The organism is Pantoea agglomerans NBRC 102470 (genome assembly GCF_001598475.1).
In the GTDB taxonomy this organism is placed as follows: Bacteria; Pseudomonadota; Gammaproteobacteria; order Enterobacterales; family Enterobacteriaceae; genus Pantoea; species Pantoea agglomerans.
On sequence record NZ_BCZA01000001.1, the window covers coordinates 450,400 to 464,533 of the forward strand.

At 53.4% G+C, this 14,134-nt stretch carries 13 protein-coding genes and 3 tRNA genes; 8 read left to right on the forward strand and 8 right to left on the reverse strand.

Annotation, left to right across the window (positions count from 1 at the left end; all coding sequences use genetic code 11):
• Positions 1-27: 27 nt before the first annotated feature.
• Positions 28-432, reverse strand: coding sequence for a hypothetical protein (locus tag PAG01S_RS02125; protein ID WP_010670035.1), 405 nt, complete (start codon positions 430-432; stop codon positions 28-30).
• A gap of 388 nt (positions 433-820) precedes the next feature.
• Here PAG01S_RS02125 and sufA point away from each other — a divergent pair, with 388 nt between their 5' ends.
• The 7 genes from sufA to PAG01S_RS02160 are packed head-to-tail and all read left to right on the forward strand — an operon-like array spanning position 821 to position 7,483.
• Complete coding sequence (gene sufA, locus PAG01S_RS02130) at positions 821-1,195, forward strand: Fe-S cluster assembly scaffold SufA (protein WP_010245637.1); 375 nt, start codon at positions 821-823, stop codon at positions 1,193-1,195.
• Between the two features lie 7 nt (positions 1,196-1,202).
• A complete protein-coding gene (gene sufB / locus PAG01S_RS02135; RefSeq protein WP_010245634.1) occupies positions 1,203-2,696 on the forward strand; it encodes a Fe-S cluster assembly protein SufB in 1,494 nt (497 codons plus the stop codon).
• Positions 2,697-2,738: 42 nt separating this feature from the next.
• Positions 2,739-3,485, forward strand: coding sequence for a Fe-S cluster assembly ATPase SufC (gene sufC / locus PAG01S_RS02140; protein ID WP_010245631.1), 747 nt, complete (start codon positions 2,739-2,741; stop codon positions 3,483-3,485).
• Positions 3,460-4,740 carry a Fe-S cluster assembly protein SufD gene (gene sufD / locus PAG01S_RS02145; protein ID WP_062757538.1) on the forward strand — a complete coding sequence of 427 codons (1,281 nt, stop codon included), beginning with the start codon at positions 3,460-3,462 and terminating at the stop codon, positions 4,738-4,740. Before sufC ends, sufD begins: the two co-directional genes overlap by 26 nt.
• Positions 4,740-5,963, forward strand: coding sequence for a cysteine desulfurase SufS (gene sufS / locus PAG01S_RS02150; protein WP_062757732.1), 1,224 nt, complete (start codon positions 4,740-4,742; stop codon positions 5,961-5,963). Before sufD ends, sufS begins: the two co-directional genes overlap by 1 nt.
• Before the next feature lie 21 nt (positions 5,964-5,984).
• Positions 5,985-6,401 (forward strand): cysteine desulfuration protein SufE, encoded by a 417-nt coding sequence (gene sufE / locus PAG01S_RS02155; RefSeq protein ID WP_010245623.1) that lies wholly within the window; start codon positions 5,985-5,987, stop codon positions 6,399-6,401.
• A 56-nt stretch (positions 6,402-6,457) separates the two neighbouring features.
• Positions 6,458-7,483, forward strand: a complete 1,026-nt coding sequence (locus tag PAG01S_RS02160; protein ID WP_010670037.1) for a L,D-transpeptidase family protein — start codon at positions 6,458-6,460, stop codon at positions 7,481-7,483.
• A gap of 81 nt (positions 7,484-7,564) precedes the next feature.
• On the opposite strand, the gene PAG01S_RS02165 is transcribed toward PAG01S_RS02160, so the two are convergent.
• The 6 genes from PAG01S_RS02165 to PAG01S_RS02190 form a co-directional block, all read right to left on the reverse strand.
• On the reverse strand, positions 7,565-7,801 hold the full coding sequence (locus tag PAG01S_RS02165) for a major outer membrane lipoprotein (protein ID WP_003853216.1): 237 nt from the start codon (positions 7,799-7,801) through the stop codon (positions 7,565-7,567).
• Between the two features lie 304 nt (positions 7,802-8,105).
• On the reverse strand, positions 8,106-9,518 hold the full coding sequence (gene pykF, locus PAG01S_RS02170) for a pyruvate kinase PykF (protein WP_010245613.1): 1,413 nt from the start codon (positions 9,516-9,518) through the stop codon (positions 8,106-8,108).
• Between the two features lie 344 nt (positions 9,519-9,862).
• Positions 9,863-9,939 (reverse strand) — tRNA-Val (locus PAG01S_RS02175).
• Positions 9,940-9,950: 11 nt separating this feature from the next.
• A tRNA-Val gene (locus PAG01S_RS02180) sits at positions 9,951-10,027 on the reverse strand.
• Between the two features lie 3 nt (positions 10,028-10,030).
• Positions 10,031-10,107 (reverse strand) — tRNA-Val (locus tag PAG01S_RS02185).
• Between the two features lie 152 nt (positions 10,108-10,259).
• A complete protein-coding gene (locus tag PAG01S_RS02190) occupies positions 10,260-11,633 on the reverse strand; it encodes an MATE family efflux transporter (RefSeq protein ID WP_062757539.1) in 1,374 nt (457 codons plus the stop codon).
• Positions 11,634-11,835: 202 nt separating this feature from the next.
• Between PAG01S_RS02190 and PAG01S_RS02195 the strand changes: the two genes are divergently transcribed.
• The gene (locus PAG01S_RS02195; RefSeq protein ID WP_052271704.1) at positions 11,836-12,495 is read left to right on the forward strand and encodes a riboflavin synthase; all 660 of its coding nucleotides are present in this window, start codon (positions 11,836-11,838) and stop codon (positions 12,493-12,495) included.
• A 343-nt stretch (positions 12,496-12,838) separates the two neighbouring features.
• On the opposite strand, the gene cfa is transcribed toward PAG01S_RS02195, so the two are convergent.
• Entirely contained in the window at positions 12,839-13,987 is a 1,149-nt protein-coding gene (gene cfa / locus PAG01S_RS02200; RefSeq protein WP_062757541.1) for a cyclopropane fatty acyl phospholipid synthase, read from the reverse strand.
• Positions 13,988-14,134: the final 147 nt, after the last annotated feature.

Genomic DNA, 14,134 nt, shown 5'->3' on the forward strand with positions numbered 1-14,134 from the left:
TGTGCGCGACGTCACGCCCTGGCTGGATTAGAATATCCAGCCTGCGTGACGCATGAAGTCACTTTGCAGCGCAGTGGCCTGGTTCCACTCCCCGACCATTGCCAGTTGATGGCAGAGGCGGGTCAGGGACAATCGCGCCAGTTGATAAGCCTGAAGGCGAAACAGGCGATCGCGATCGCTGTTTCCCATCTCCTGCACCAGTCGGTGATGCAGTTTACCCATGGCATGCAGGTAACTCTGGTCGTCACCGTTCAACTGGCAGATTTCTGCCATATCCTGACAGGCATCGTTAAACTGACGTAGCTGATGAATCGTGCAGTCGGCCCGGTCGAGCTTTGCCTGCGCCATATAAAAGTCGACGGTGATATCACGCACCGCAAACTGATATTCGTCGATTTTGTGCTGCAGCCAGGCTGAGACAGAAAGCGTCATAACGCCACCCTGAATGTGAATGATAATAATTATCATATTCAATTGAGCTGTGATTGCAATTGGCGGGCAGAAAAATTTATCGATTTATCCTGCCTGTCGGTATAATCGGAAATAACAATCTGTTTACATCGCAGAAAGGCGTAACCTATCAATAAGCATTTTTATCAAAAATGGTTATTTAAAAAAGAGTGATTTATTAATAGGTTAACACTGGCTTATTTATGCTGACGCGCTCACCACAAGGTGAGCTGAAGAGGCTATGCTTAATAATTAAGCAAATAAAACCGCACAAGATGATTATCCCTGCAAAACAAGAGGTTGAAGTGATTGGTCAGATCACTACCATAGGGGGATAGCCTGAAAAGGTCCGGACTCAAGAGGTATCAACATGGCATCCGTTAATACAGACTCTTTCTCACCCGACGATTTTGTCTGGAAAGGGCTGACGCTGACTGAAACCGCAGCGCAACAAATTCTCAATCTGGCGGCTCAGGACCCCGATGTCAAGGGTCTGCGGCTCGGCGTAAAACAATCCGGCTGCGCCGGGTTTGGTTACGTCATGGATCTGGTGAAAGAGCCAGTCGAGGATGATTTGCAGTTCTCATTCCATGGCGCAACGCTGTTTGTGCCGCTACAGGCGATGCCATTCGTTGATGGCACCGAACTGGACTACGTTCGTGAAGGCCTGAATCAGATTTTTAAATTCAATAACCCTAAAGCTCAGCACGCCTGCGGGTGCGGTGAGAGCTTTGGCGTCGAGTAAGTGAAATATGTCACGACACAGCGAAACATCTGACGATGTACAAATCTGGGAAGGCAAGCTCAACTACAAAGAGGGCTTCTTTACCCAACTGCAAACCGAAGAATTTGCCAACGGCATCAATGAAGATGTGGTGCGGGCGATCTCGGCCAAGCGTAACGAGCCAGAGTGGATGCTGGAGTTTCGTCTTAAAGCGTTTCGTGCCTGGCTTGAAATGGAAGAGCCACACTGGCTGAAAGCGCACTACGAAAAACTCGACTACCAGGATTACAGCTACTACTCCGCGCCTTCCTGCGGCAACTGTGATGACAGCTGCGCATCAGAACCCGGTGCACTGCAGGCTTCAGGCAGCGCGCCAGCCAGCGATTATCTGACACAGGAAGTGGAAAACGCCTTTAATCAGCTGGGTGTCCCGGTGCGTGAAGGCCGTGAAGTGGCGGTTGACGCCATTTTTGACTCCGTTTCGGTGGCGACCACCTATCGCGGCAAGCTGGCGGAGCAGGGGATTATCTTCTGTTCCTTTGGCGAAGCGATCCAGGAGCACCCGGAGCTGGTGAAGCAGTATCTCGGCACGGTTGTTCCGGCGAACGATAACTTCTTTGCGGCGCTGAACTCGGCGGTCGCCTCTGACGGCACCTTCGTTTATATCCCGAAAGGGGTGCGTTGCCCGATGGAGTTGTCGACCTATTTCCGCATCAACGCAGCGAAAACCGGTCAGTTCGAACGCACCATCCTGATTGCCGATGAAGACAGCTACGTCAGCTACATCGAAGGCTGTTCAGCGCCAGTGCGTGACACCTATCAGCTGCACGCGGCCGTGGTGGAAGTCATCATCCACAAAAATGCCGAAGTGAAATATTCGACGGTTCAGAACTGGTTCCCGGGCGGCGAAGGTGAGGGAGGTATCCTGAACTTCGTGACCAAGCGCGCGCTGTGTGAAGGCGACCACAGCAAGATGTCCTGGACACAGTCTGAAACCGGCTCTGCTATCACCTGGAAATACCCAAGCTGCATTCTGCGCGGGGACTATTCGGTGGGTGAATTCTACTCAGTGGCACTGACCAGTGGTCGTCAGCAGGCCGATACCGGCACCAAGATGATCCACATTGGTAAAAACACCAAGTCGACCATCATCTCCAAAGGGATTTCGGCCGGTAAAAGTCAGAACACCTATCGCGGGCTGGTGAAAATCATGCCAACTGCGACCAATGCCCGTAACTTTACGCAGTGTGACTCGATGCTGATCGGTCCTGATTGCGGCGCACATACTTTCCCGTATGTGGAGACCCGCAACAATACCGCTCAGCTTGAGCATGAAGCTACAACATCACGTATCGGCGAAGATCAGATGTTCTACTGTCTGCAACGCGGTATCAGTGAAGAAGACGCCATCTCGATGATCGTGAACGGCTTCTGTAAAGACGTATTCTCGGAGTTGCCACTGGAATTTGCTGTGGAAGCCCAGAAATTGTTAGCCATCAGCCTTGAGCACAGTGTGGGCTGATGCCGTCACACGCGTTGCCGGAAGCAATGTGAAGGAATAAGTATGTTAAGCATTAAAGATTTGCAGGTCAGTGTTGAAGATAAAGCCATTCTGCGTGGCCTGAATCTCGAAATTAAACCCGGCGAAGTGCATGCCATCATGGGCCCGAACGGCTCAGGTAAAAGCACCCTGTCAGCGACGCTGGCAGGCCGTGAAGATTATGAAGTAACCGGCGGTTCGGTCAGCTTCAAAGGTAAAGATCTGCTGGAACTGGCCCCTGAAGAGCGCGCCGGTGAAGGCATCTTTATGGCATTCCAGTATCCGGTAGAAATTCCGGGCGTCAGCAACCAGTTCTTTTTACAGACCTCGGTCAATGCGGTACGCAAATATCGTCAGCAGGAAGAGCTGGATCGCTTCGATTTCCAGGACTTCATTGAAGAGAAAATTGAGCTGCTGAAGATGCCGGCAGATCTGCTGACCCGCTCAGTCAACGTTGGCTTCTCCGGCGGTGAGAAGAAGCGTAACGACATCCTGCAGATGGCGGCACTGGAGCCAGAACTCTGCATCCTGGATGAGACCGACTCAGGCCTGGATATCGATGCGCTGAAAATCGTGGCGAATGGCGTAAACAGCCTGCGCGACGAGAAGCGTGCCTTTATCATCGTGACCCACTACCAGCGTATTCTGGATTACATCAAGCCAGACTTCGTTCATGTTCTGTATCAGGGCAAAATCGTGAAATCTGGCGACTTCTCGCTGGTGAAACAGCTGGAGGAGCAAGGTTATGGCTGGCTTACCGACGAAGAGTGATTCTGCGCTGCAACAGTGGCATCACCTGTTTGAGTCGCGCGGCGACGTGCGTTCTCTGCAGGCACAGCAGCACTGGCAGCAACTGATGCGCGTTGGCCTGCCAACCCGCAAGCACGAAAACTGGAAGTACACGCCGCTGGACACCTTACTGTCACAGCAGTTTGTACTGCCTGACACGCCGCAGACTCTGAGCGCTGAACAGGTTGATGCACTGGCGCTGCCGCTGGATGCGATCCGTCTGGTTTATGTTGACGGTCAGTTCCAGCCAGCCTTCAGCAGTCGCGACTGCGATCTGTTTGAGGTTCAGCACAGCGTGGCCGCCGAGCGCCGTCCGCTGCCTGCTGCGGTTCAGCCTGAACTCTTCCTGCATCTGACTGAGAGTCTGGCAGAAGAGGTGACGACCCTGCGTCTGGCGCGCGGTAAATCCGCTGCGCGTCCGGTCTATCTGCTGCATATCACCAGCGGTCAGCAGACGGGTATGAACACGGTTCACTATCGTCATCACCTGCAGCTGGAAGAGAGTGCCGAAGCGGAAGTGATTGAGCACTACGTTTCACTGGATGAGCGCGCCCATTTCACCGGCACGCGCTTTACCTTTGCGGTAGGCGACAATGCAAAACTGACGCACACGAAGCTGGCCTTTGAAAGCAGCGCCAGCTATCACTTTGCGCATAACGATCTGGTCATTGGCAACGATGGACAGGTCAGCAGCACCAGCTTCCTGCTGGGTGCCGGGCTGTCGCGTCACAACACCAGTACCCAGCTGAATGGCGAAAACACCACGCTGGCGATCAACAGCCTGGTGCTGCCAGTGAAACAGGAAGTGGCGGATACCCGTACTTACCTGGAGCACAACAAGGGCCACTGCGTCAGCCGCCAGATGCATAAAACCATCGTGCGTGACAAAGGCCGTGCGGTGTTTAACGGCCACATTAAAGTGGCACAGCATGCGCTGAAGACCGACGGGCAGATGACCAACAACAACCTGTTGCTGGGCAAGCTCTCAGAAGTCGATACCAAACCGCAGCTGGAAATTTATGCGGATGACGTCAAGTGCAGCCACGGTGCCACCATCGGTCGTATTGATGATGAGCAGATGTTCTACCTGCGTTCGCGCGGTATTGAGCAGGATGCTGCACAGACCATGATTATTCATGCGTTTGCCGCAGAACTGACCGAAACACTGGAAAATGAGGTGATGCGTCAGGCCGTGCTGCAGCGTATCGCGCAACGTTTTCCCGGAGGCGACATATGATGAACTTCGATCTCGAACGCGTCAGGGCTGATTTTCCTATCCTGAAGCGTGAGGTCAACGGTCATCCGCTGGCCTATCTTGACAGTGCGGCCAGCGCACAGCGTCCACTCTCGGTGATTAACGCCGAGAGTCATTTCTATCAGCACGGCTATGCGGCCGTGCATCGTGGTATCCATACGCTGAGCCAGCAGGCGACCAGCGACATGGAGAACGTGCGCGATCAGGCTGCCCGTTTTATCAATGCGCAGTCACAGGAAGAGATTGTCTTCGTCAAAGGCACCACCGAAGGCATCAATCTGGTGGCGAACACCTGGGGCAGCAGTAACCTCCAGGCTGGCGATAACCTGATCATCACTGAGATGGAGCATCACGCCAATATCGTTCCATGGCAGATGCTGGCCCAGCGCACCGGCGCAGAAGTGCGTGTCCTGCCATTAAATGACAACGGTGAGCTGGCGCTGGAGCAACTGGCGGGGCTGATCGACAGCCGTACGCGGTTGCTGGCGGTGACGCATGTTTCAAACGTGCTCGGCACGGTTAATCCGGTTAAGGCGATCGTTGCTCAGGCAAAAGCGGCTGGCGTCATCACGCTGGTGGATGGTGCCCAGGCGGTGATGCATGACAAGGTTGATGTGCAGGATATCGGCTGCGACTTCTACGCCTTCTCCAGCCATAAACTCTATGGCCCGAACGGCGTGGGTATCCTCTACGGCCGCAAAGCGCTGCTGGATGAGATGCCACCATGGGAAGGGGGCGGTTCAATGATTGAGCGCGTCATACTGCCCACCGGCACCACCTGGAACAGTGCGCCGTGGCGCTTTGAAGCGGGTACGCCGAATACCGGCGGTATTATCGGCTTTGGTGCGGCGATGGCCTATGTGCAGGCGCTGGGACTGGATACGATTCATCAGCGCGAGACGGCACTGATGAACTATGCGCTCGATAAACTGGGCACCGTTCCGGATATCCAGATCTACGGTCCGCAGTCACGAGCTGGCGTTATCGCCTTCAATCTCGGTAAACATCACGCCTACGATGTCGGCAGCTTCCTGGATCAATATGGCATTGCCATCCGCACCGGACATCACTGCGCGATGCCGCTGATGCAGCATTACAATGTACCGGCGATGTGCCGTGCCTCCTTCACGTTCTATAACAGTGAAGAGGAAGTGAATCGTCTGGCTGCCGGTTTGACACGCATTCATCGTCTGCTGGGCGGCTGAACAGTTTTAACGGAGTCCCTGATGGCGAATTTGCCTGAAAAAGAGAAACTGGTTCGCAACTTCAACCGTTGCGCTAACTGGGAAGAGAAGTACCTCTACATTATTGAGCTGGGTTCAAAGCTTCCGGAATCTTCTGAAACCTTACACCAGCCGGAGAACGTGATTTCGGGTTGTCAGAGTCAGGTGTGGATCAGAATGACCCCGCAGGCGGATGGTTCCATTGCGTTTGAAGGCGACAGCGATGCCGCTATCGTTAAAGGTTTGATTGCTATCGTATTTAGCCTCTATCAGAACTTGCCGCCCGCCGATATCCTGGCGCTGGATGTGCGCCACTGGTTTGGCGAACTGGCACTGATGCAGCACCTGACGCCCACCCGGTCGCAGGGGCTGGAGGCGATGATTCGGTCTATTCGCCATACCGCTCAGAACCTCAGCTAAGTTACACTCCACAGACGCCATCCGGCGTCTGTTTTTTTATCTGACGAGAAAATTGCATGAAACCTGCTTTACGTTTAGCCGGTGCATTGCTGCTGACCTGCTTTGGGCTCTCTGCACCCGCGTTCGCCACCGAATATCCGCTGCCACCACCTGACAGTCGCCTGATTGGCGAAAACGTCCTGACTCAGGTTCCTGACAATAAACAACCTCTGGAAGCGATTGCGGCGCGCTACCAGGTCGGCCTGCTGAGCATGCTGGAGGCAAATCCCGGTACCGATCCCTGGCTGCCCAAAGCGGGCACCCAGCTGACGGTTCCACTGCAGATGATCCTGCCCGATACGCCGCGCGAAGGGATTGTGGTGAATCTGGCCGAGCTGCGTCTCTACTACTATCCCAAAGGGGAGGATAAGGTCATTGTCTATCCCATCGGTATTGGCCAGCTGGGTGCAGCCACGCCAGTGATGGTGACGCAGATCAGCCAGAAGATCCCTAATCCCACCTGGACGCCCACGGCGAACATCCGCAAACGCTACGCCAAAGAGGGCATTACGCTGCCTGGCGTGGTCCCCGCCGGACCGGATAACCCGATGGGGCAGTTTGCCATGCGTCTGGCGCGCGGCACCGGCCAGTATCTTATCCATGGCACTAATGCGAAATTCGGTATCGGCATGCGCGTCAGTTCAGGCTGCATCCGTCTGCGTTCAGAAGATATCGAAGCGCTGTTTAACTCAGCGCCGAAAGGGACGCGGGTACAGATCATCAATCAGCCGGTGAAGTACGCTGTAGAGCCGGATGGGAAACGCTACGTGGAAGTGCATCAGCCGCTGTCACGCAACGATAAGGACGATCCACAGACCATGCCGATTGCACTCACTGCCGGAGTGAAGCAGTTTATGAAAAGTGAGAAGAGTGATAGTGCCCTGATTAAAGCCAGCTTAGCGCGACGCTCAGGCATGCCTGTGCTGGTCAGCAGTGGGGAGCCGGTGCAGAGTGATACGGTGCCGCCTGCAGGGCTGGAGAGCGCGTCTGTGGGGGCTGATAGCCCGGTGACACAGGCTGAGGGCAACGCGGTTCAGCCCTGAACGGATAAGTGCCTGTGAAGGGCACTGAATTCGGAGCAAAAAAAATGGCGCCATAAAGGCGCCATTTTTAAACCAGAACTCTTACTTACGGTAAGAGTGAGCCTGGTTGTCCAGACGCTGGTTAGCGCGTGCTGCGTCATCTTTAGCAGCCTGAACGTCTGAACGCACTGCGTTCACGTCGTTGCTCAGCTGGTCAACTTTAGCGTTCAGAGTCTGAACGTCTGAAGACAGCTGGTCGATTTTAGCGTTGCTTGAGCAACCAGCCAGCATAGTTGAAGCCAGAACTACCGCGCCCAGTACCAGTTTAGTACGATTCATTATTTATACCCTCTAGATTGAGTTAATCTCCATGTAGCGTTACAAGTATTACACAAAGCTTTTTAAGTTGAGAATAAATTTTTGATGAGAAGATGCTTAAATTTGATCGTTCGCTCAAAGAAGCAGCGAATCACAGAATATGATAAAAAAATTTAGCGAAAACAGAGAGATTTAATCGGATTAACCTTAATATTAAGAGTATTTGAATAGTTATTTTCGATTGGAATTTTCTGACATTTGGTTTAAGTAGAAATAAAAAAAAGCGCCCGATAAAGGCGCTTCAAAATAATGGTCAGAGAGCGTTTTACAGAACGTGTACAGAAGCAGTGTTGGTAGTTCCGCTTGGTACTAATGCACCTGACACCAGCACCACGACATCGCCTTTCTGGCCGTAGCCACTTTCCAGCGCCGCTTCTTTACCCAGACGATAGAAATCGTCGGTTGAAGCGATCTCAGTCACCAGACGTGTCTCAATCCCTTTGCTCAGGATCAGCTGACGGGCAGTCATCGGATTGGTGGTCAGCGCCAGGATGGTCGCGTTCGGGAAGTATTTACGCACGGCTTTAGCAGACTTACCCCCTTCGGTAGCAACCACAATCAGTGGCGCTTCCAGCTTCTCAGCGGTCTCTACCGCACCACGGCAGACGGCTTCTGTGATACGCATTTTGCGGTTATCACTCTGGCTGTCGATGCGGGACTTCATCACGCGATCGGTACGCTCACAGATGGTCGCCATGATGGTGACTGACTCCAGCGGATAACGGCCTTTGGCACTCTCACCTGACAGCATGACAGCATCGGTACCGTCAAGAATGGCGTTTGCCACGTCACCGGCTTCTGCGCGGGTAGGGCGCGGGTTCTTGATCATGGAATCGAGCATCTGGGTAGCCGTGATGACCACTTTGCGTGCTTTATTACATTTTTTGATCATCATCTTCTGTGCGAAGATCACTTCTTCAACCGGGATCTCAACGCCCAGGTCGCCACGCGCAACCATGATGCCGTCTGACGCTTCGAGGATTTCGTCGAAGTTGTTCAGGCCTTCCTGGTTTTCGATTTTGGAGATGATCTGGATATGCTCGCCGCCGTTCTGTTTCAGGTGCTCGCGAATTTCCAGCACGTCTGAACGTTTACGGATGAAAGAGGCGGCGACGAAGTCTACGCCCTGCTCACAACCAAAAATCAGGTCGCGTTTATCTTTTTCGGCCAGTGCTGGCAGCTGGATAGAGACGCCTGGCAGGTTAACGCCTTTGTTTTCGCCCAGATCGCCATTGTTCAGGACTTTACACACCACGGTATTTTCAGTGACTTCGGTCACTTCCATACCAATCAGGCCATCATCGACCAGCACCGTGTTGCCGATTTTCAGATCAGCAGTGAAACCCGGGTAGGTCACCGCAACGCGCTCGCTGTTGCCAATCACGCTCTGGTCTGTAGTAAAGGTAAAGGTCTGACCCGCTTTCAGAGCCGCATCGTTGCCGCCTTCCAGTTTCATGGTGCGGATTTCAGGGCCTTTGGTATCCAGCAGAATAGCGGCCTGACGGCCGGTTTTTTGCATAACGGCACGCATGTTGGTGATGCGTTGGCCATGCTCAGCGTAGTCGCCGTGAGAGAAGTTAAGACGCATAACATTCATGCCAGCTTCAAGCAGCTGAGTCAGCATCTCTTCGGATTCGGTTTTCGGGCCGATTGTACAAACGATTTTAGTCTTTTTCATGACGGATTTTCTGTAAGTTGTGATGGATGAATAAGGGCGGAATCCGATGGCAGCGCATCGAAATGAAATTTCTGATTGAGACTGAAAAGGGCAGTACTGAGTAAGAATAGGTGACGAAGGCCAGGCGTGCAGGGAAGTTGTGCGGTTACGGTTGGTAACCACCACGCTGTTGTTGCGCAAATCATTTGAGTTATCGCAGTAAGCACGTGATCGCTGAAACCTTTCAAGTAAGCAACGCGGGACAGTATAGACGCTAAGTATGCGAAAACCAATCAAAAAGCAGAAGGGGGAAGCGATGCAGATCAATAAAAGTGGAGTTGCGCAAGCTGAAGAAATTCTGAAAGTGGTGCGCTCTAATGGACTCGAACCATCGACCCCCACCATGTCAAGGTGGTGCTCTAACCAACTGAGCTAAGAGCGCATACTGAATATTGGTGCGTCCGAGTGGACTCGAACCACCGACCCCCACCATGTCAAGGTGGTGCTCTAACCAACTGAGCTACGGACGCACTTGGTGCGCTCTAATGGACTCGAACCATCGACCCCCACCATGTCAAGGTGGTGCTCTAACCAACTGAGCTAAGAGCGCAACATGCTGTCAGGGCGACAGCGGGGACGAATATTAACGGCAGCGTGTGAGGCTGGCAAGGGGAAAATAGTTTTTTCGCCATGACTGCACAGCAACTGTGCTAACCGTCGTTTTTTTCGTCATTGCGGGCCATGAATGACCCGCCTCGAACGTTATCGCGCTGCACGCATCAGGATAATCTCCGCCGGAGATTGCTGTAACCGTCTGATGCGCCAGATCATCATCACCGCAGCCGAGGTCAGGCCGATAATAAAGCCGCACCAGAAGCCCGCAGGTCCCATGCGCGGCACCACCCAGTCGGTCAGCGCCAGCAGATAACCGGCGGGCAGCCCCAGCAGCCAGTAAGCGATAAAGGTAATAAAGAAAATCGACCGCGTATCTTTATAACCGCGCAGGATCCCGCTGCCAATCACCTGTATCGAGTCTGAGAACTGATAAATTGCCGCCAGCAGCATCAGCTGTGCCGCCAGCGTCACCACTTCAGGGTTGTCGTTATAGAGCAGGGCAATCTGATGACGAAACGTCACGGTAAAAATGGCGGTCAGCGCCGCCATGCTGATGCCAACCCCCTGGGCGGTCCAGGCCGCGACCCGTGCCTGCTCGGTGGAGCCCTGACCCAGACGATAACCGACGCGGATGGTGGTCGCGACACCCAGCGACAGCGGCAATACAAACATCAGTGAACTGAAATTGAGCGCAATCTGGTGACCGGCCACGTTAACGATGCCCAGTGGCGAAACCAGCAGGGCGACCACGGCGAACAGCGTGACCTCAAAGAAGAGTGCCAGCGCCACCGGCAATCCCAGCGTCATCAGGCGGCTCAGAATCGGACGGGAAGGGGGTGACCAGCGGCTCTCCATACGGATATCGCGCATGCTACCCATCCGGCGCACCCAGAAGCGCATGCAGATAAACATCACCCAGTAGACCGAGGCGGTCGCCACGCCGCAGCCGACACCGCCCAGGGCAGGCATGCCGAAGTGGCCATAGATAAAGACATAGTTGAGCGGGATGTTGAACATCAGGCCTAAAAAGCCCAGCACCATGCCGGGTTTGGTTTTCGACAGCCCCTCGCATTGATTGCGGAGCACCTGGAAGAAGAGGTAGCCAGGCGCGCCGAACAGCAGGGCATGCAGATAGCCTTCTGCCTTCAGCGCCAGCACTGGATCGATGTCATGCATCGCCCGGATAAGATAACCGGCATGCCACAACAGCACCATAATCAGCAGGGAGACGAAAAAGGCGAGCCAGTATCCCTGGCGGATCTGTTCACCGATGCGTTCGCGGCGGCCAGAACCATTGAGTTGCGCAACGGTGGGCGTCAATGCAAGCAGAAGACCATGACCAAACAGGATGGCCGGTAGCCAGACAGAGGTGCCGACAGCAACGGCGGCCATATCCGTGGCGCTGACTGCGCCGGCCATAATGGTATCCACAAATCCCATTGCGGTTTGAGCCACCTGAGCAAGGATGACCGGAATCGCAAGGGCCAGCAATTGACGCGCTTCTGTTAAATACTTCTGCACGTTAACACCTGACTTATTGAATGAATTAAAAGGGGCAGGAAGCCCGGGGAATTTCGCGAGCTAGTGTAACTGGCGTAACAGAATTCGCCAATCTTTGTCACACAATGCGGTTTGCTCCGCTATAAAGCGGCGGGGCGGGCTGAAATCTAACAGCCGACCTGAGCTGTGATAAACTAGCGTAAACTTCGCAGAGGCAAAGACTATGTTTACCGGTATTGTGCAGGGCACCGCAGAAATCGTGTCCATTGAAGAGAAAGAACTGTTTCGCACCCACACTGTCCGCCTGCCGCAAGAGCTCTTACCGGGTCTGGCGCTGGGCGCATCCGTAGCCCATAACGGTTGCTGTTTAACCGTAACGGCAATTGAAGGCGACCGCGTCAGTTTTGATTTAATTAAAGAGACATTGCGGGTGACTAACCTTGGCGATTTACGTCAGGGCGATGTGGTCAATATTGAGCGTGCAGCGAAATTCAGCGATGAAATAGGCGGACATCTGATGTCTGGTCATATTATGACCACCGCTGAAATCTGCAAGATCATCCAGTCAGAACATAACCGCGAGGTCTGGTTTAAAATCCAGGATGCGGCGCAGATGAAATATATTCTGCATAAAGGGTTTGTCGGCATCGACGGTATCAGCCTGACGGTAGGCGATGTGACTAAGACTAAGTTCTGCGTCTATCTGATCCCGGAAACACTGGAGCGTACCACGCTGGGGGCGAAGACCTTTGGCGACCGGGTGAATATTGAAATCGATCCGCACACGCAGGCAATCGTGGAGACTGTTGAGCGGGTGTTAGCACAGCGCGATGCCGCGGCGGCGATGAGCATGCTGACCGGCCAGTCAACGACAGAGAGTTAATAAAAGGCGCGTAAGCACCGCAGACAGCCCAATCGGTTTTACTCTGTCAGCACTATAAACGTTCAGGGCGCAGGGAACCGGGTCAGAAGAGGAAAGCATCCCGCCGCCCGGATAAAAACGCCGGAAGCGTTTTTGAACAACGCAAAGCGTTGGCCCGGCAACGGGCGCACCTCAGGGATGAGGTGCGTAATCGCGTGGGCCGGGCGTGTCAGGAATGACAGGTTTTGCGACTTTCCGATCTGACCCTGTTCCTGTCGCAACGCTTCCTCTTAAAGCAAAACGGGCCACTCTTATAAAGTCTTTGGCCGAGGCAGCGCTTTCTTAATTGCCCACTTTTTAACCCCTACCGCGCCACCCGTAATCCCCCCTCAATACCGCGACTGAACACGATCTGCCACAGCTGAATATCACGCGCCCGAAAGGCACCGGCACAGGCATTCAGATAATAGGAGAACATCCGTTTAAAGCGTTCGCCATATTTATCGGCCAGCTCTGGCCAGGCCTGCAAAAAGCGTTCATGCCAGGCCATCAGTGTTTTGTCGTAATCTGCGCCGAAATTGTGCCAGTCTTCCAGAATAAAATGGGGCTCGCTGGCATCGGCCACATGGCGCACCGAAGGCAGGCAGCCGTTGGGGAAGATATATTTATCGATCCAGGGATCGACACTCATATCGGTTTTAATCGCGCCGATGGTGTGAAGCAGGAAAATACCGTCAGGCTTTAAATTACGATCGACCACGTCAAAATAGGTCGTATAATTTTTCGGTCCGACATGTTCAAACATACCCACCGACACAATACGATCAAACTGCTCATTCAGATCGCGATAATCCTGCAACAGAATCGTGACGTCTAATCCGCTGCAGCGCTGCTGCGCCAGTTTCTGTTGTTCGGCGGAAATCGTCACGCCATGCACTTTAACGCCATAATGACGTGCGGCAAATTCCGCGAGTCCGCCCCAGCCACAGCCGATATCCAGCAGTGACATTCCAGGTTCCAGCGCTAATTTACGGCAGATCATATCCAGCTTGGCTTCCTGCGCCGTCGCCAGTGTCGTCGCCTCTTTCCAGTAGCCACAGGAGTATTGCATATAGGGATCGAGCATCAGTGAAAAGAGGTCGTTGCCCAGGTCGTAATGCTCTTTACCGACAATCCACGCCCGTTTTTTTGACTGCAGATTGGTTAAGCGTGCGGCGGCAATGCGCAGCGTATCTTTGAAGTGATGAGGCAGCTGCTGATCGAGTTTATGTTTAAGTACCTGGTGGAAGAAAATATCCAGCCGGTCACACTCCCACCATCCATCCATATAGCTCTCACCGAGCCCAAGAGAGCCCTCCTGCAGAACACGTTTAAAAAAACCAGGATGATTAATATGAATATCCCAGGGACGTGAACCATTAATTTCGATATCCGCTTTTTCCAGCAGTTCATGAACGATGCGATACCAATGGTTTTCTTCGAGGCTCACTTCTTCTGCATAAGATGAACTCATAGATTTTCCACCACCTGTCCAATCTGAACCTGAACAAAGAGTAGCCAATTTATTCAGGCAATGAGAAACGATGCGGATGGCTCCGCAAACCGGTTATCTGTGTGATACAGAGGACTGGAACAGCCTGCAGCAGGTCGGGTAAGGTGA